At 33.9% G+C, this 15,443-nt stretch carries 16 protein-coding genes; 3 read left to right on the forward strand and 13 right to left on the reverse strand.

Features of this window, described 5'->3' with window-relative positions; all coding sequences use genetic code 11:
• Positions 1–215 precede the first annotated feature (215 nt).
• The 8 genes from nagA to norA form a co-directional block, all read right to left on the reverse strand.
• Entirely contained in the window at positions 216–1,373 is a 1,158-nt protein-coding gene (gene nagA, locus ACP3TL_RS08860; protein WP_285326098.1) for an N-acetylglucosamine-6-phosphate deacetylase, read from the reverse strand.
• Positions 1,374–1,591: 218 nt separating this feature from the next.
• Entirely contained in the window at positions 1,592–3,517 is a 1,926-nt protein-coding gene (locus tag ACP3TL_RS08865; protein ID WP_069832679.1) for a PTS fructose transporter subunit IIABC, read from the reverse strand.
• Entirely contained in the window at positions 3,504–4,442 is a 939-nt protein-coding gene (gene pfkB / locus ACP3TL_RS08870) for a 1-phosphofructokinase (protein WP_285326095.1), read from the reverse strand. Before pfkB ends, ACP3TL_RS08865 begins: the two co-directional genes overlap by 14 nt.
• Complete coding sequence (locus ACP3TL_RS08875; protein WP_002508332.1) at positions 4,439–5,197, reverse strand: DeoR/GlpR family DNA-binding transcription regulator; 759 nt, start codon at positions 5,195–5,197, stop codon at positions 4,439–4,441. Before ACP3TL_RS08875 ends, pfkB begins: the two co-directional genes overlap by 4 nt.
• A 226-nt stretch (positions 5,198–5,423) precedes the next feature.
• A complete protein-coding gene (gene ybaK, locus ACP3TL_RS08880) occupies positions 5,424–5,912 on the reverse strand; it encodes a Cys-tRNA(Pro) deacylase (protein WP_069832677.1) in 489 nt (162 codons plus the stop codon).
• Between the two features lie 82 nt (positions 5,913–5,994).
• On the reverse strand, positions 5,995–6,867 hold the full coding sequence (galU, locus tag ACP3TL_RS08885; protein ID WP_069832676.1) for a UTP--glucose-1-phosphate uridylyltransferase GalU: 873 nt from the start codon (positions 6,865–6,867) through the stop codon (positions 5,995–5,997).
• A gap of 173 nt (positions 6,868–7,040) precedes the next feature.
• Positions 7,041–7,781, reverse strand: coding sequence for a hypothetical protein (locus ACP3TL_RS08890; protein WP_285326091.1), 741 nt, complete (start codon positions 7,779–7,781; stop codon positions 7,041–7,043).
• A gap of 244 nt (positions 7,782–8,025) precedes the next feature.
• The gene (norA, locus tag ACP3TL_RS08895) at positions 8,026–9,186 is read right to left on the reverse strand and encodes a multidrug efflux MFS transporter NorA (protein WP_069832674.1); all 1,161 of its coding nucleotides are present in this window, start codon (positions 9,184–9,186) and stop codon (positions 8,026–8,028) included.
• Between the two features lie 197 nt (positions 9,187–9,383).
• On the opposite strand from norA, the gene ACP3TL_RS08900 reads away from it, so the two are divergent.
• The 3 genes from ACP3TL_RS08900 to ACP3TL_RS08910 all read left to right on the forward strand — a co-directional run bounded on the left by ACP3TL_RS08900 (position 9,384) and on the right by ACP3TL_RS08910 (position 11,109).
• The gene (locus ACP3TL_RS08900; RefSeq protein ID WP_069832673.1) at positions 9,384–9,803 is read left to right on the forward strand and encodes a PPC domain-containing DNA-binding protein; all 420 of its coding nucleotides are present in this window, start codon (positions 9,384–9,386) and stop codon (positions 9,801–9,803) included.
• Between the two features lie 416 nt (positions 9,804–10,219).
• The gene (locus ACP3TL_RS08905) at positions 10,220–10,837 is read left to right on the forward strand and encodes a DUF1361 domain-containing protein (protein WP_069832672.1); all 618 of its coding nucleotides are present in this window, start codon (positions 10,220–10,222) and stop codon (positions 10,835–10,837) included.
• Positions 10,834–11,109 carry a hypothetical protein gene (locus tag ACP3TL_RS08910; protein ID WP_081325302.1) on the forward strand — a complete coding sequence of 92 codons (276 nt, stop codon included), beginning with the start codon at positions 10,834–10,836 and terminating at the stop codon, positions 11,107–11,109. Before ACP3TL_RS08905 ends, ACP3TL_RS08910 begins: the two co-directional genes overlap by 4 nt.
• Positions 11,110–11,447: 338 nt before the next feature.
• On the opposite strand, the gene mdh is transcribed toward ACP3TL_RS08910, so the two are convergent.
• The 5 genes from mdh to ACP3TL_RS08935 all read right to left on the reverse strand — a co-directional run bounded on the left by mdh (position 11,448) and on the right by ACP3TL_RS08935 (position 15,362).
• Positions 11,448–12,383: a malate dehydrogenase gene (gene mdh, locus ACP3TL_RS08915; RefSeq protein ID WP_069832671.1), complete on the reverse strand. Its 936-nt coding sequence runs from the start codon at positions 12,381–12,383 to the stop codon at positions 11,448–11,450.
• A 116-nt stretch (positions 12,384–12,499) separates the two neighbouring features.
• A complete protein-coding gene (locus tag ACP3TL_RS08920; protein WP_069832670.1) occupies positions 12,500–13,111 on the reverse strand; it encodes a DedA family protein in 612 nt (203 codons plus the stop codon).
• A gap of 59 nt (positions 13,112–13,170) precedes the next feature.
• Entirely contained in the window at positions 13,171–13,470 is a 300-nt protein-coding gene (locus tag ACP3TL_RS08925) for a hypothetical protein (RefSeq protein WP_069815272.1), read from the reverse strand.
• Between the two features lie 25 nt (positions 13,471–13,495).
• A complete protein-coding gene (locus tag ACP3TL_RS08930) occupies positions 13,496–14,404 on the reverse strand; it encodes an aldo/keto reductase (RefSeq protein ID WP_069832669.1) in 909 nt (302 codons plus the stop codon).
• Positions 14,405–14,435: 31 nt separating this feature from the next.
• A complete protein-coding gene (locus ACP3TL_RS08935) occupies positions 14,436–15,362 on the reverse strand; it encodes a CobW family GTP-binding protein (RefSeq protein ID WP_069832668.1) in 927 nt (308 codons plus the stop codon).
• Between the last annotated feature and the right edge of the window lie 81 nt (positions 15,363–15,443).

Below are 15,443 nucleotides of genomic sequence, written 5' to 3' on the forward strand. Positions count from 1 at the left end.
TGTTATATACTAAATCCTTCCCATTGGTGACACCTCCCGAAAAATACGCATTTCTTCTATTTTATCATAATGTTAAGTCATCATGTAATTTGTACGTATGAAATTTTATTTCTCTAACTTAACATTTAAACGCAAATTTTAAGTCGCGTCAACTTTTTGATTCAATTTACACTTTACATAACACGTTTTAAAATGAGTTGAATTCCAGTTTGTTATTAAGAAAATTTGTGTATTGCGCCTGCTTTTATAGTAGTTTGAACTGTAATTTCATCATCTACAATAACGATGTCTGCGTCTTTCCCAACCTTCAAACTTCCTTTTTGCGATTCGATATTTAATGCAATTGCTTGATTTAAACTTGTTACACGCCATAAATTATTTAGTGTATCACCTGTGTATTGTATTAGATTTTTCAGCCCTTCATTCATTTTCAGTATGCTACCCGCAAGTGCGCCAGATGCTAACCGAGCTTCAGAACCTTTTACAATAACATTTTGGCCACCTAAATCATATTCACCATCTGGCATACCTTTCGCTCTCATTGCATCAGTAATTAAGAAAAAGCGTGTGTTTCCCTTTTGTTTATAAGCAATTTGTATCGCTGTAGGGTGTGAATGAATACCGTCCACGATAAGTTCAGTACTTAAGCTATCATTTGTCCACGCCGCACCAAAAACGCCTGGTTCTCTATGCTCGAATGGTGTTCCAGCATTATATAAATGTGTCACATGTTTAGCCCCACGTGCTACCGCTTCATTTGTCTCATCAAAAGTTGCAACCGTATGCCCAATAGAGAAACGTATTTGATTATGTAACGCTTCTAATGTTTCATGAGCACCTTCAACCTCAGGTGCAAATGTAATCACTTTAATTTGGTTGTTCGCTGTTTTTTGAAATTGTTGTACTTTCTCTATAGACGGTCTTTGTACATAGGCTGGATTTTGCGCTCCTACTTTATGTTCAGAAATAAATGGTCCTTCCAAATGTATACCTACGATGTCAGCTGCTTTTAGAACGTCTTGTTGTTTCTGATATTCAATGATGTTTTCTAATGCTTTTGTAATATTATCATCCGACTGTGTCATTGTTGTTGCTAAGTAACTTGTCGTTCCTTCAGATAATAGTGATTCTGCTAAATGTTTCAACCCTTCATATGATGCATCCATTGCGTCTTCTCCATAACCACCATGCATATGGACATCTATAAAACCTGGTAAAACATGCTGACCTTGAGCATCATAAGTTGTTAACGCACCTTCATAATCCCCCTTGCCTATATCAGTAATTTTATCGTCCTTAACAATAATATATCCTTGCTCTATTAGTTCTGCTTCAGTATAAATTCTCCCATTTTCAATCACATATTCAGCCATTTTCTCTACCTTCTTTTCTTTGTTTTACGCTATGTGTCTATTTCAGCATTTCGTTTCCATTTTACCAAACTTAAGTCCTTTATTATATTCAAAAGTTTTTGAATTTCAATATCACATATAAATAAAAACCAGCAGAAATACTCATTAACTTGTGAGCTTCTACTGGTTTTTCTATATTTATTCAATTTATAAAGCTTGATGCTTTAGTTAGCTATAACTTAAGAACTTTGTATTTCTTCTTCTGTCACTTTTGGTTTTAACAAACCATAAATGATTGCTCCTACGATAGATCCTATAATAATCGCAATGAGTGATTGTATCACGTGGCTGAAATCAGTACCTACTATAACAAAGATGCCGCCATGTGGTGCTTGAATTGAAGAACCTAGTCCTAACGCGATTGCACCTGCAACCCCTGAACCTACCATCATTGATGGAATGACTCTTAGTGGATCAGCTGCCGCAAATGGAATTGCACCTTCTGTAATGAAAGATAACCCCATTACATAGTTTGGTGCGATAGAGCCTTTTTGTTCTTTAGTGAATTTCTTGCGGAAAATTAACATCGCTGTTGCAATTGCGATTGGAGGTACCATACCACCAATCATCGCTGCTGTAATTGGTGCAGCATTGCCTTCTGTTAACGCTGCAGTCGCAAATACGTATGCCGCTTTATTAAATGGTCCACCCATATCGATAGCCATCATTGCACCAATGACTAATCCTAAGAGCATAATATTCGTTCCTGATAAACCTTCTAAACCATTAAGTAGTAAATTATTCAACCACGACGCTGGAGGGTTTAATACATAAACCATTACTAAACCTGTGATTGTTACTGATAATACTGGGAAAATTAATGTAGGTTTCAAACCTTCTAATGATTGAGGTAAACCGCTTGAAAGTTTCTTAATACCTTGTGTTAAATAACCTGCTAAGAAACCTGCAAGAATACCTCCGATAAACCCTGCATCACCTGAAATGGCTAACATACCACCAACTAAACCAGCTGCAAAACCTGGTTTATCTGCAATACTACGCGCGATATAACCTGCGAGAATTGGGATAATTAACGCAAAGGCACTCTGATTACCAATATTCCATAATTGTTCAGCAAATGCATTATGCTCAGAACTATTTGGATCATACGAGTTTGGTCCAAATAAGTAGGCGATTGCCATTAAAATACCACCGGCAATAACAAGCGGTAACATATTGGAAACACCATTCATTAAGTGTTTATAAATTGTTTTACCAAAGCCTTGTTTTTCATTACTTCCAGACTGATTTGACGCTTTATGATTGCCTTTGGCTACAAATGGTTTACGAGAAGTGTCTTGTGCTATATTGATCAGTTCTTCAGGGCGTTTAATACCATCTGCAACTGGTACTTCCACAACATTTTTACCATCAAAACGGTCTGTTTCCACATTTACATCTGCTGCAACAATAACACCAGTTGCGCGACGAATATCTTCATCAGTAATGTGATTTTTAATGCCGCCTGAACCATTCGTTTCAACTTTTATTTTTACGTTCATTTTTTCAGCTTGCTTTTTCAAAGCATCACGAGCCATGTAAGTATGTGCGATGCCTGTCGGACATGCTGTAACAGCTAAGATATAGGGGTCATCTGAATCTGTTGCTGTCGTTGTCGCAGCTACTTCTGCTTCCTCTTCTTCAGTTGCTTCATCATCTGCTTTATCTATAATTTGAAGCACTTCTTGTGGAGAATTTGCATGAAGTAAATCTTCACGCACTTTTTCATCCATTAAAATACCTGATAGCTTAGCTAATGCATCTAAATGTGTTTGTGCTCCACCTTCTGGCGCTGCAATCATAAAGAATAAATGTGCAGGTTGCATATCCAAACTTTGATAATCAACACCTGTTTTGGATTTACCAAACGCAATCGCCGGTGTGTCTACTGCCGCTACTTTTGCATGAGGTATCGCGATGCCTTCACCAATACCTGTAGTACTTTGAGATTCACGGTTATGAATCGCTTCTTTAAAAGTTGTTACATCATTGAGTTTGCCAGCTTTATCAAGCTGCTTCACTAACTCATCAATAACACCGTTTTTCTCTGTTGAAGAAAGGTCCATTGCAATTGTATCTTTTGTTAATAACTCAGTTATTCTCATCTAATTCACTCCCACCTAATGTTGTAATCATCACTTGTGACTTAATATTTTCAATAGACGCTCTCGTTGCTAAGTCATCGTTAAATGCTGTTGCCGTCCCAGCCGATACAGCTTGTTTAAATGCTTCTTTAATAGATAAACCAGAATTCAGCCCTGCAACCATCCCCGCTACAGTACTATCACCTGATCCCACTGTATTTACTACTTGTCCATTTGGTACAAGTGCTTTATAACTTCGTTGCTCATCTACATATACAGCTCCATCTCCACCAAGAGAGATAATGACTGAAGTGGCACCCATTTTCAAAATTTCACGCCCATAGCTCATTACCTCTTTATCTGAAGTGATGGTCGTATCGAACATCACTTCTAATTCATCTTTATTTGGTTTGATAAATAATGGGTGATATTTTAAAACGGATTCAACGAGTTCTTTTTCAGCATCAACGACTAGTTTCGCGCCTGTATCTTGCGTAATTTCCGCAATTTGTTCGTATGCGTTAGCAGGTACACTTTTAGGAATACTACCCGCAACAATAACTGTGTCGTGTTCTGAAGTATCTCTGATTTGTGTTAATAAGGATTCAAATTGCACCTTAGTGATATTAGGTCCTGGTGCATTAATTTCGGTTTCATTACCTGTTTTCAATTTGACATTAATACGTGTATCTTCATCGACATGTACAAAATCTGTATCAATTTCTGCTTGTTTTAATGTTTCTTCAATAAATCTACCTGGAAATCCACCTGTAAAACCTAACGCTGTAGATTGGACACCTAATGTTTTCAAGACCCTTGAAACGTTTATGCCCTTACCACCTGCAAATTTATTTGTTTCAGTTGCTCTGTTTAACCCATTAATCTCAAATTCATTTGAAAACATAATGTAATCAATAGAAGGGTTAAAAGTTACTGTATAAATCATAATGTTCCTCCAATAAAATTATATTTTTCAGCATAATATTGAAAAGTCACGCCTTGCATCGCTTTTGCAGAAGTGACTAAGGCCACATTCTCTAGTAAAGGCACATGTGCGAAGTATACTTTTTCATATTTAGCATGGTCTACTAATACATAAACTTGCGTTCCTAATTCCATAGCATGATGCTTTATGATTGCTTCTTGTTCATCTGGTGTAGTCAGTCCATATTTCATGTCAATGCCGTTCATACCGAGAAACACTTTATCAAAACGATAACGATTCAGCGTCTTCAATGCACTCGCACCTACTGTCGCAAATGTTGTTGCTTTAACTTCTCCACCAAGAATGAGTGTTCTAATACCTCGTTTTAGTAATTCTTCTACGTGCGTTAAACCATTTGTTACTACAATAATGTCATTTGCATTAATATATGGGATCATTTCTAAAGTTGTTGAACCCGCATCTAAAAACACACAATCGTCATCATCTATTTGGCTCGCTGCTAATCTCCCAATTTCTTGTTTTTCTCTTAGATTGGTACTTCTTTTATCAGCCAAATTAGGTTCTAATAAAGATGATTGATTTAGCTTTGCGCCGCCATGTATTCTTTTTAACTTTCCCATTTGTTGCAATTTTGATAAATCGCGACGAACTGTTGAGGCACTACTACCTGTTCGATCAATCAGTTCTTGTAGTGTTAAAAAGTCTTTTTGTGACAATTCAGCCAATATTAACTCGTGGCGTTTTTCCGTGATCATCGCTTCACCTCATCTCAACACTATTATAATGTTTCCGTTTTCATTTTTCAATCATTATTTACCAAAAACAACCAAAAACAATCAAAAATATGACACATTCTTTTCAAAATCTCTTCATTTAGCTATCTGCTTTAAAAATAAAATCAGTTTTCATTTATTTCATAAAACAAAAAAACCATAAAGCAGGAAATAATCCGTTACTTTATGGTCATTAGCTTAATGATATTTAATTATGTTCATCATGCGTCACTTTTTTAACTTTTGCTCGTGTTGTTTTAATTAAATGCGCTACATTTATTTTAATTTGTGTACCACGTGCTCCACCACTGACATAGATAGCCTCCAACTCTTCAACTTGTGTATCAATAATTGTTAGGAATTGCCGTTTCATACCAATCGGAGAACAGCCGCCACGGACGTAGCCAGTCACTTTTTTTAAATCATCAAGTGGCATTAAATGTAATTTCTTTTCATTAACTGCTTGCGCTGCTAACTTCATATCAAGAGAGGCATTTACAGGAATAATAAATACAAAGTGCGCATGCTTAGCATTTTCTAACACGAGTGTTTTATACACTTGTGCTACATCTACACCGACTTTTTCAGCTACAGTCTTTCCATCCATATGACTTTCTGATACCTCGTAAGTATTGACGCAATACTCAATTTTCAATCGATCGAGCATACGCATTGCATTTGTTTTAACTTCCTTCATTACAACACCTCATATCATATGTTGGTAATAGTTCACTAAGTTATAACTGATATCAATCATACTTTTATCTAAAATCTAATATTTATTTATCTAAGTCTAAGTTTTTTATAAAACGAGTTAATTCTTCATGCATAGATTCATCTTTCAAAGCAAATTCAATCGTAGTTTTCACAAAACCTAATTTTTCACCTACATCAAATCGATCGCCTTCAAAGTCGTAAGCATAAACTTGATCGTGTTTATTTAATCTTTCAATTGCATCCGTAAGTTGAATTTCTCCACCTGCACCTTTGCTTTGAGTTTTTAAATAATCGAAAATATCAGCTGTAAGCACATAGCGACCCATAATTGCCAAATTAGACGGTGCAGTGCCTTGTTTTGGTTTTTCAACGAATTGATTCACTTCATATTTTCTACCTAATTTTTCTAATGGATCGATGATACCATAGCGATGCGTTTGGTTTTTTTCTACTTCTTGTACTCCGATGACAGACTTTCCAGTTTCTTCATAAGCTTCTATCAATTGTTTAATCGCTGGATTATCAGATTCAACAATATCATCACCTAAAAGCACAGCAAATGGCTCATCACCTATAAATTGACGTGCGGAATAAATAGCATGACCTAAGCCTTTTTGCTCTTTTTGTCTTACATAAAATATATTGGCAAGTTCTGTAGAATATTTAACTTTTTCTAGTAAGTCCGTTTTTCCTTTGTCTTGTAAGATCATTTCTAATTCTTTTTGATTATCAAAATGGTCTTCAATTGCACGTTTATGTTTACCAGTAACTATAATGATATCTTCGATGCCTGCACGTGCTGCTTCTTCGACTATGTATTGGATTGTAGGTTTGTCTAATATAGGCAACATTTCTTTTGGCATAGCCTTCGTAGCTGGTAAAAACCTTGTTCCTAAGCCAGCTGCAGGTATGATTGCTTTTTTTATCTTTTTCAAAAATGCTCATCCTTTTCATTAAAATATTTTAACTCTGGTTTATATAGAACTCACTCATTTCAATTGATAATATTATCATAACATTGATACTTATTGCTTTATACTGATTTCATAATATAAAAAAGCCGCGCAACTTCAATTTAACATCAGTTTACGCGACTTTTATTCTACTTTTAATTTAACGATGGTTGACGGATTACGTCGCCCGCTTTGTTTACTACAACCTTATACTCTTTTCCTAACTTAGACTCATAAAAAGTATAAAACATACCTTCTTTAGACGTTTTAACTTTTTTGAGCACTGCATTCTCACCGAGCTCATCTTTAGCATACTTTTCAGCAATTACTTTGGATTCTTGAGGTGAAATACTAGGTGCATTAGAAGTTTGTTGGTCTTTCACACGATATGACTTATCAAAAATGTGCGCTTTATTATTTTTATCTACTGTAACCCTATAAAAAGTATTGGGTTGTTCTTTATTTTCAAAAGTAAAAATATAATAATAAGCCCCTTGGCATGTACGATCAATACCATAATCATTATATGCATTAGCAGCATTATTATCTTTATTCACAAGTGTTTGTGCTTCTTTTTGTGCATCGGAAAACTTTGGTAAATTATCATTTCCAATTTCCTTGTTTTTTAGATTGTGTGTCGTTTTTTCAGCTATTGGTACATATGCTTCGGCATTATAAGGTTCTTCTTGTTCAACATCTCTCACTGCTGTACTAATAGTATTATCACTGTTGTGATGGTCGTTACTTTTAGTTTCAGTTCGTTTATCATTGTCTGAACAACTAGAAATTGTTTCATGAACTTTTGCTAGTGCTTGCTGATTTGTAGCTATGAATAAAAGAAAACATAAACAACAAGCAAGAAGGAATGCCATGATTGATAAAATTAAATTTTTCAAGTTCATCCCCTTACTTACATTACTTTTTAATATTTCCTACATATTAGCATATTTTATTAACTCAAAACTTATATAGACCACAATTTAAACCAATCGTAATCTCTGTAACATTAATATTACGCAATATGACTTTATTTAATCTTAATGTCATATTACGAGTGTTATATCGCACAAATTATATATATTAAAAAGAACGTACGTGTATAAGCCTACGTACGTTCTACTTTATTTATCATTTTTTAAGTTATGATCTTCTAAGGCTCGTTCTTATCATTTTTTCAACTAGAATAACAAACATACCAAGTATCATTACTACAACTGCCATATATAAAGGATATTCAAAGTTAACATCATATAACGTCCCGGCCACTAATGGTCCTATAAAATTCCCCATACTCGTAAAGGTGGAATTTAAACCGCCTGCAAAACCTTGTCGATCTCCTGCAATGTTAGAAAAATAATTCGTGATTGCAGGTCTAATCATATCAAAACCAATAAACACAATGAAGCTGATTAACATGATAGACCAATAACTATCCACAAATGTCAAAGCGAGTAATACAATTGCTGAATATATCAACGAATAATTGATAAATGTGAGTTCTTTAAAATGTTTCATAAATTTATCAAAGAAGAAGACTTGGAATACAGCACCTAGTATACCTCCACCAGTAATTGCAAATGAAATATCTAAAGGTGAATAATGTGCTTTATCTGCTGTATATAGCGGGAACAATGTTTCAAATGCTGATAAGCCAAAAGCAAGCACAAGGGTTAAGGTAATTGGTGTAAGAAAGACTTTCCAATCAATTTTAGTAAGTAATTCAGGTTGATACACTGTAAAACCATCTTGTGTTTCGTTTTTAGGATTTTTAAGCAAGATAATAGAAAGTACTAATGCTAAACAGCCACTGAAGCCTGCTACATAAAATGGTAGCCTATGAGAAAATTCAGCAAGAAATCCTCCTAGACCCGGTCCTAAAATAAAGCCTGAATTAATAATTGCTGACATATAACCAAAATTCTTAGCTTTATCTTTACCTATTGAAATATCTGCAATCATCCCAGTAACACCAGGCATAACCATACCAGCACTGAATCCACCAAGAATTCTGGACACAATTAAGAGTGAGAAAGTATGACTAGCGGCAAACAAGAATTCTGATATAGCAAAGAGCCCTAACCCAATACAAATAATTAATTTTTTACCTAATTTATCTGCTAACGTCCCACCAAATGGCGAGATAACCATTTGGGCCAATGCAAAGACGGCAACAAGAACCCCTAAATCGCTACCTTTTAATCCTAAATCTTTCAAATAGACAGGAAGAACTGGAACAACTAAACCAATACCTAAAAAGACCAAGAAAATATTAAAATATAAAATTACAAATTGCTTATTCACGTTTCTCACTCCATTCGTTTATACCATTCATATCATGATATGTTCTTTTAATATATATATATAATATTAGAGTATTTTATAACATTAATACATCAAAAGACAATAGAAAATTTTGTTCATCTAAACACTTTTATATAAACTATAAAAAAGAACTTGTATACTATAGTTGTAATCAATTTTAAGAATGGAGGTTTCACATGGTATATCAAGTTGACGGAAAGACAATTGTGCTTGTTTTAGAGCGAGGCGAAGACATTGTAGAATCAGTGACAGATATAGCTAAAGAGCAAGGCGGTAAATTCGGTACAGTAAGTGGCATCGGTGCTTGTGACGATGTAGAACTTAATTTTTATAACATAGACACGAAAACTTATGAGAAAAAATCCTTTAAAGAACCATTAGAATTAATTAGTCTTTTAGGTAATATTTCTCACATCGATGACAAACCATTTGCGCATTTACATGCAACCTTTGGGACTAATACTTATGCAACACTTAGCGGCCATTTAACGAAAGCGGTCGTTTCAGCTACAGCCGAAATTGTAATCACTATGACCGACTTAGATATTAACCGTAAACATGATGAAGCAATTGGCCTTAATTTATTAAACTTATAACTGTATACTGACCAGTGGATAGCACGCAGACCCGTTGCACTATCCACTCATTAAAGACTGATGAAAAGTTTCCACATATACGTGATTCACCAGTCTTTACTTCTTTCCTAGCTTAAATTATTTAACCTTTCATTTAATCATTCTTTTAAAATATGTAACAGCTACAATCATTCTCTATTTTATTCAACTGTAAATCATTTAGTTATTAACAATTCATCATTATCATTGATATTTACATTTAAAAAATGTATTATATAATCTCATATTCAAAAATACGAGTTAATTTTCCCCTTAGCTTTTTAATATTAAAAGTTGGGATTTTTATCGGCATTTTTTATTTTTCAATAAAATTACTATCCTTAGTAATTTTCACAATATATTTAAATGCTTTATTCAGAAAGAAAGTAGGTGTATTTATGAAGGCTCGTTATATCGCTAGAACGGTATTTCTAATATTAATGATCATTTCTATTTTCTTTAATGAGTATTATCAATTTATGACTTTAAATTTATTTCTAGCATATGTGCCATTTGAACTATGCTTACTCTTAAATCTATTTAAACCTGTACATAAATACGAATGGCCACTATTTATTATTTTTGCCCTTATTTTCTTATTTATGGTACCTAACACACTTTATATGGTTACAGATTTAATTCACTTAAATCAATTTACATTCAATTTCTATCAAGGTTTAATATTAGTAGAATGGGCATATTTCACTTTTCTAGTATCAGCAGTGTTACTTGCACTGTATCTATTAATTTTAATGTTTTTAGAAATGGAAAAATTCACGCCTCACCTCTGGTTAAATAGAACAATAATCATTGCAATGATGTTTTTAAACGGTTTAGGCATTTATATTGGACGTTTCTTGCGTTTACATTCAGTCTATCTTATTAATGAACCGCTTCGCATTATCAATGAAGTATGGTCAAATTTAAATCTTGAAGTAATAGGCTTTGTGCTGTTGCTTGTAGTATTACAAGGCTTACTAATTTTATTTGCGAAAGGAGTACGAAGTGCAAGATGACATTTAACATTATAATTTTGCTTATTGTGCTTATCGTATTCCAATTAATTATTGGGCATCTATTGCATGATATAGGATTTTCATATACACGCAGTATCATACTCATGTGTCTGCCTTTAGGTATTGGATTATTTTATCTACAATTATTTTATTATGAACGCCACTTTCCTAATTGGAACGTACCTAAAAAAATAAGATTAAGGCTAAAATACATGTATATACTAACGTTCTTTGAATATGTTGCTTTATACATCTGTATTTTTAGATTGTAATTAATTTGAATTTTGATTATAAATATAAGTAAATCTAGAATATAACTTTAAGTTGAATAAAGGGCTGTTAAGTTTCCATAACGGAAACTTAACAGCCCTCTTTTTGTATTGAAATAAAATGGAACATTAATACATAAATCAAAAGTTGTAATTTGACCTTAACTACTCGACCACAAGTCTGCCTAGAAAAAGAATACAAGAGCGAAATCGCTGAAGCTCTTGCATAAACGTATTTTCAATTGAGTCAGCCACTGCCAATTTAATAATTGAGACTGAAACATGTATTTTGTCTCAGCCTCATAATTCTAATCATCTTTCCTAGTTTATTCCAATATTGTTTATTGTTTGAGTGATTGTTTTACTTCTGTAACTGCGTTTGCAGAAACTTGTAATTGTGCTTGTTCATCTTCAGATAATTGTAATTCTACGATACGCTCTATACCTTTAGATCCTAAAATCGTTGGTACACCTAAACATATATCAGAGAAACTGTATTCTCCCTCTAATAGTGCAATACTTGGTAATAAACGTTTCTGATCTTTTAAAATTGCTTCAACCATACTATAGACTGCGGATGCAGGTGCATAATACGCTGAACCATTTCCAAGTAATTCTACGATTTCTGCGCCACCTTTTCGCGTACGTTCTACAATTTGTGTAATTTGCGAATCGTTCAAAAGTTTCTTCAGAGGCACGCCGTTTACATTTGTTGATGCTATTAAAGGTAACATCGTATCTCCATGGCCACCCAATACCAATCCTCTGATATCTTTAACCGATACATTGAGTGCTTCTGCAATAAATGTTTGGTATCTAGCTGTATCTAAGACCCCCGACTGTCCGATTACACGTTCCTTTGGAAATCCAGAGGCTTGTAATACAGAATAAGTCATGGCATCTACAGGATTTGTAAGCACGATTATTTTACATCCAGGTGAATGTTTTACAATTTCTTTTGTTACATCATGCATCACAGCTTCGTTGATTTGAACTAAGTCATCACGACTCATACCAGGTTTGCGTGCCACACCGGCAGTGATGACAACTACATCAGAGTTGGCTGAATCAGCATAATCAATAGATCCTGTTACACTAACGTCGAAACCGTATATCGGACTACTTTCCAATATATCTAGTGCTTTTCCTTTCACAAGGCCTTCACTCTCCGGACGGTCTATGAGTACGACATCTGCGAGTTCTTGTTGGGCCACAATAAAAGCTAATGTTGCGCCAGTATTTCCAGCACCTATAATCGAAACTTTTTGCTTTGTCATAATGCAATCCCCCTATATCGTCAATACATATTGTATGTTTATTATAACATCCAAATTATGTATCGCGCTATTTAAATCATAAGAACCTTAAATTTAATTTAGGGGTAATATCAATCTTATTTTTGCTTTCTTTGTCGTTTGAACCATTTCCAAATAACAAAAATAATTAAAATAGCTAAAATAATATAAATAATACGAGAATATATATCCATATAATAAACAATTGTGTGCCAATTACCACCTACAGCTTGGCCTAAATAAATTAATACTGCGTTCCAAATAATAGTACCTACCGTAGTAAATAGTATGAATAAGGGGATATTCATACGCGTTAAACCAGCAGGTATTGAAATTAAACTTCTCAATAAAGGAATAAAGCGACAGAAAAAGACTGTCCAATAACCATATTTTTCAAACCATTGAATTGTCTTATCTAAATCTTTCGTCTTTAAACGCAAAATCTTTCCATATTTATCTACAATACGGTACAAATTACGTTCACCAATCCAAGCGCCTATACCATATAACACAATTGCTCCGACTACAGAACCAATTGTCGAGGTAATTAAAACGCCAGTATAGCCTAAGCCAGATTGGGTAGTCATAAAACCACCGAATGTTAAAATGATTTCAGATGGAATTGGTGGAAATATATTTTCTAAAAAGATAAGTAGGCCTATGCCCCAATATCCATATTGCTCCATAAATTGTGTAATCCACTGTTCCATTTACTTCCTCCTATTTTGTTCGATAATACATGATATTTATTACTTTGGACGTTCATAAATTAAAATAAATTATTTGCCGCTGCATATAAATAAAGTGATGCAGCGAATAATGCCATAGATAAAACCGTTAATATTAATGATAATAATGCAGTACGCTTGTAATGTTTTATAAATGCTACAAATAATATACCCGCGTTATAAAAGAAAAACAGCCCAAATAGCGTCATCATTAAAGTTATATCAGGGAATGCTAAATTTAAAATTGCGATGACAAGTGCAAATCCTAAAAAGGGGAAATTAATAAAATTACGTTGAAATTTAAGTTGATTTCTTTGATGTTGTTCGTTCTGTGTATTCATGAGTTTCGCTCCTTCAACATGTACTTTAAGGGATATCGTGGCCTAGGGAAGCTGTATAAATATCAAACCATTCTTGATCTGTAATTGTTACTTCTAAACCTTCGATTGCTTCGTCAATACGTTCTATTTTATGAGTACCTAATACAGGCATGATTGTTGCTGGGTGTTTATTTAACCATGCCATGACAATGCCATTCACACTAGAATGATATTTTTGTGCCAAGGGTGAAATTACGGCCATAATTCGAACAGATTTTTCATCTTCTAAATCGAACAATTTACCGCCTGCCATAGGACTCCATGACATCATTTTAACATTATCTTTATACATATGATTCATCAAACCATTTTCAAGTACATCTATAGTATATGGCGAAATTTCTAATTGGTTTAATGTAATATGCAACTTATCAGAAACAAGATGTTTGCTCAATAAATCATATTCTGATTTATTAAAATTAGAAACACCAAATGATTTCACTTTCCCTTCATTAACCAACGCAGTGATTGCTTCAGTCACTTCTTGAGGATCCATTAATGGTGACGGTCTGTGAATAAGTAGTGAATCCAGATGATCTACTTGCAACTCTTGCAGAGAACGATCTACAGACGTTCGAATATGATGCTTACTATGATCATAACGGTGACCGTTTGCTCCATGTATACGTTCTGAAGGCAACACAATGCCACATTTAGTAACAATCTCCATTTGTTCACGTAATTGAGGAGATAATTTCAGTGCCTCTCCAAATAGGCCTTCACATGAGTATCCACCATATATATCAGCATGATCCATAGTAGTAATACCACGTTCTACTAATTCATTGAGATAACGATTTAATTGTTGTGGCGTCCACTGCCAATCTTTTGCTCTCCAGAAACCTTGTATTACCTTTGAAAATGAAACATGCTGATTAATCTTTACTTTATCCATATTACCAACACCCCTTTTAGTATTTAAAAAATTAAGTGAATTGTAGCATGTCTAATTGGTTGCGTATGCGATTAACATCTATTTGTTCGCCAATAAGCACAATGGTTAAAGGCATGGATGCATCGATAACTTGATAGTCTGGCAAACCAAACGCATATTGAAATTCATATGTATCATTTGGCATATCACGAAACTTAACGTATCCCTTTAATCTTAAAACATTATCTGGCAACCGTAAAATAAATTGATAGAATAGTTGCCTATCTATTGGTCCAGTAAACTGATATTGCATACTATTAATCCCATGATAATGTGTATGTTGTTTCATATTTTGTCCTTCATTTTTTGTAACTGAAATTAATTGTTCCATATCTAAATTTGCATAACTCGTATAGAAGATCGGCGCATATGGATTAATTTCAAAAGTTTCATTTATACGTTCCCGCTCTACTTCATCAATCAAATCCATTTTATTGACTACAACTGTATGGCTCGCAGATAATTGTTCTTCCATCAATTGTGTTGTACTATGACTATATTGGGCTCTGGTCAAAAATCTTGGAGCGTCAACTAAGCCAATAACGACTGGTGGATTAACGTTTGCAATGATTTCAGGATCTTGACATGCCGCAATAATTTCGATTGGATGTGCTATACCTGTCGCTTCAATAATAATGTGGTGCATTGCACTTTTGTTTAGAAAATGTTTTAATTGTTTTATTAAATCTTGTTGCAAGTCACAACATACGCAACCATTTAATATTGACGCAACCTCAATATCATCGCCGATTGCACGGCTATCTACATCTAAATTGCCGTATTCATTTACGATGATACTCGGGTTTTCATCATTACTTAGTAAATATTTTACATAATTACTGAGAAAAGTAGTTTTTCCACTACCTAAAAAACCTGTTATGATTGTAATTGACGTTTTTGGATTTTTAATTTTTTTCATATAACCACTCATTTCTTAATACAAATGTCTGCATAAAAGTACAATTATTCGTATAATTAAACTTTTACTTGATAAAACTTT

Origin of the sequence: Staphylococcus caseorum (assembly GCF_049943195.1) — a bacterium.
GTDB lineage: Bacteria > Bacillota > Bacilli > Staphylococcales > Staphylococcaceae > Staphylococcus > Staphylococcus equorum_A.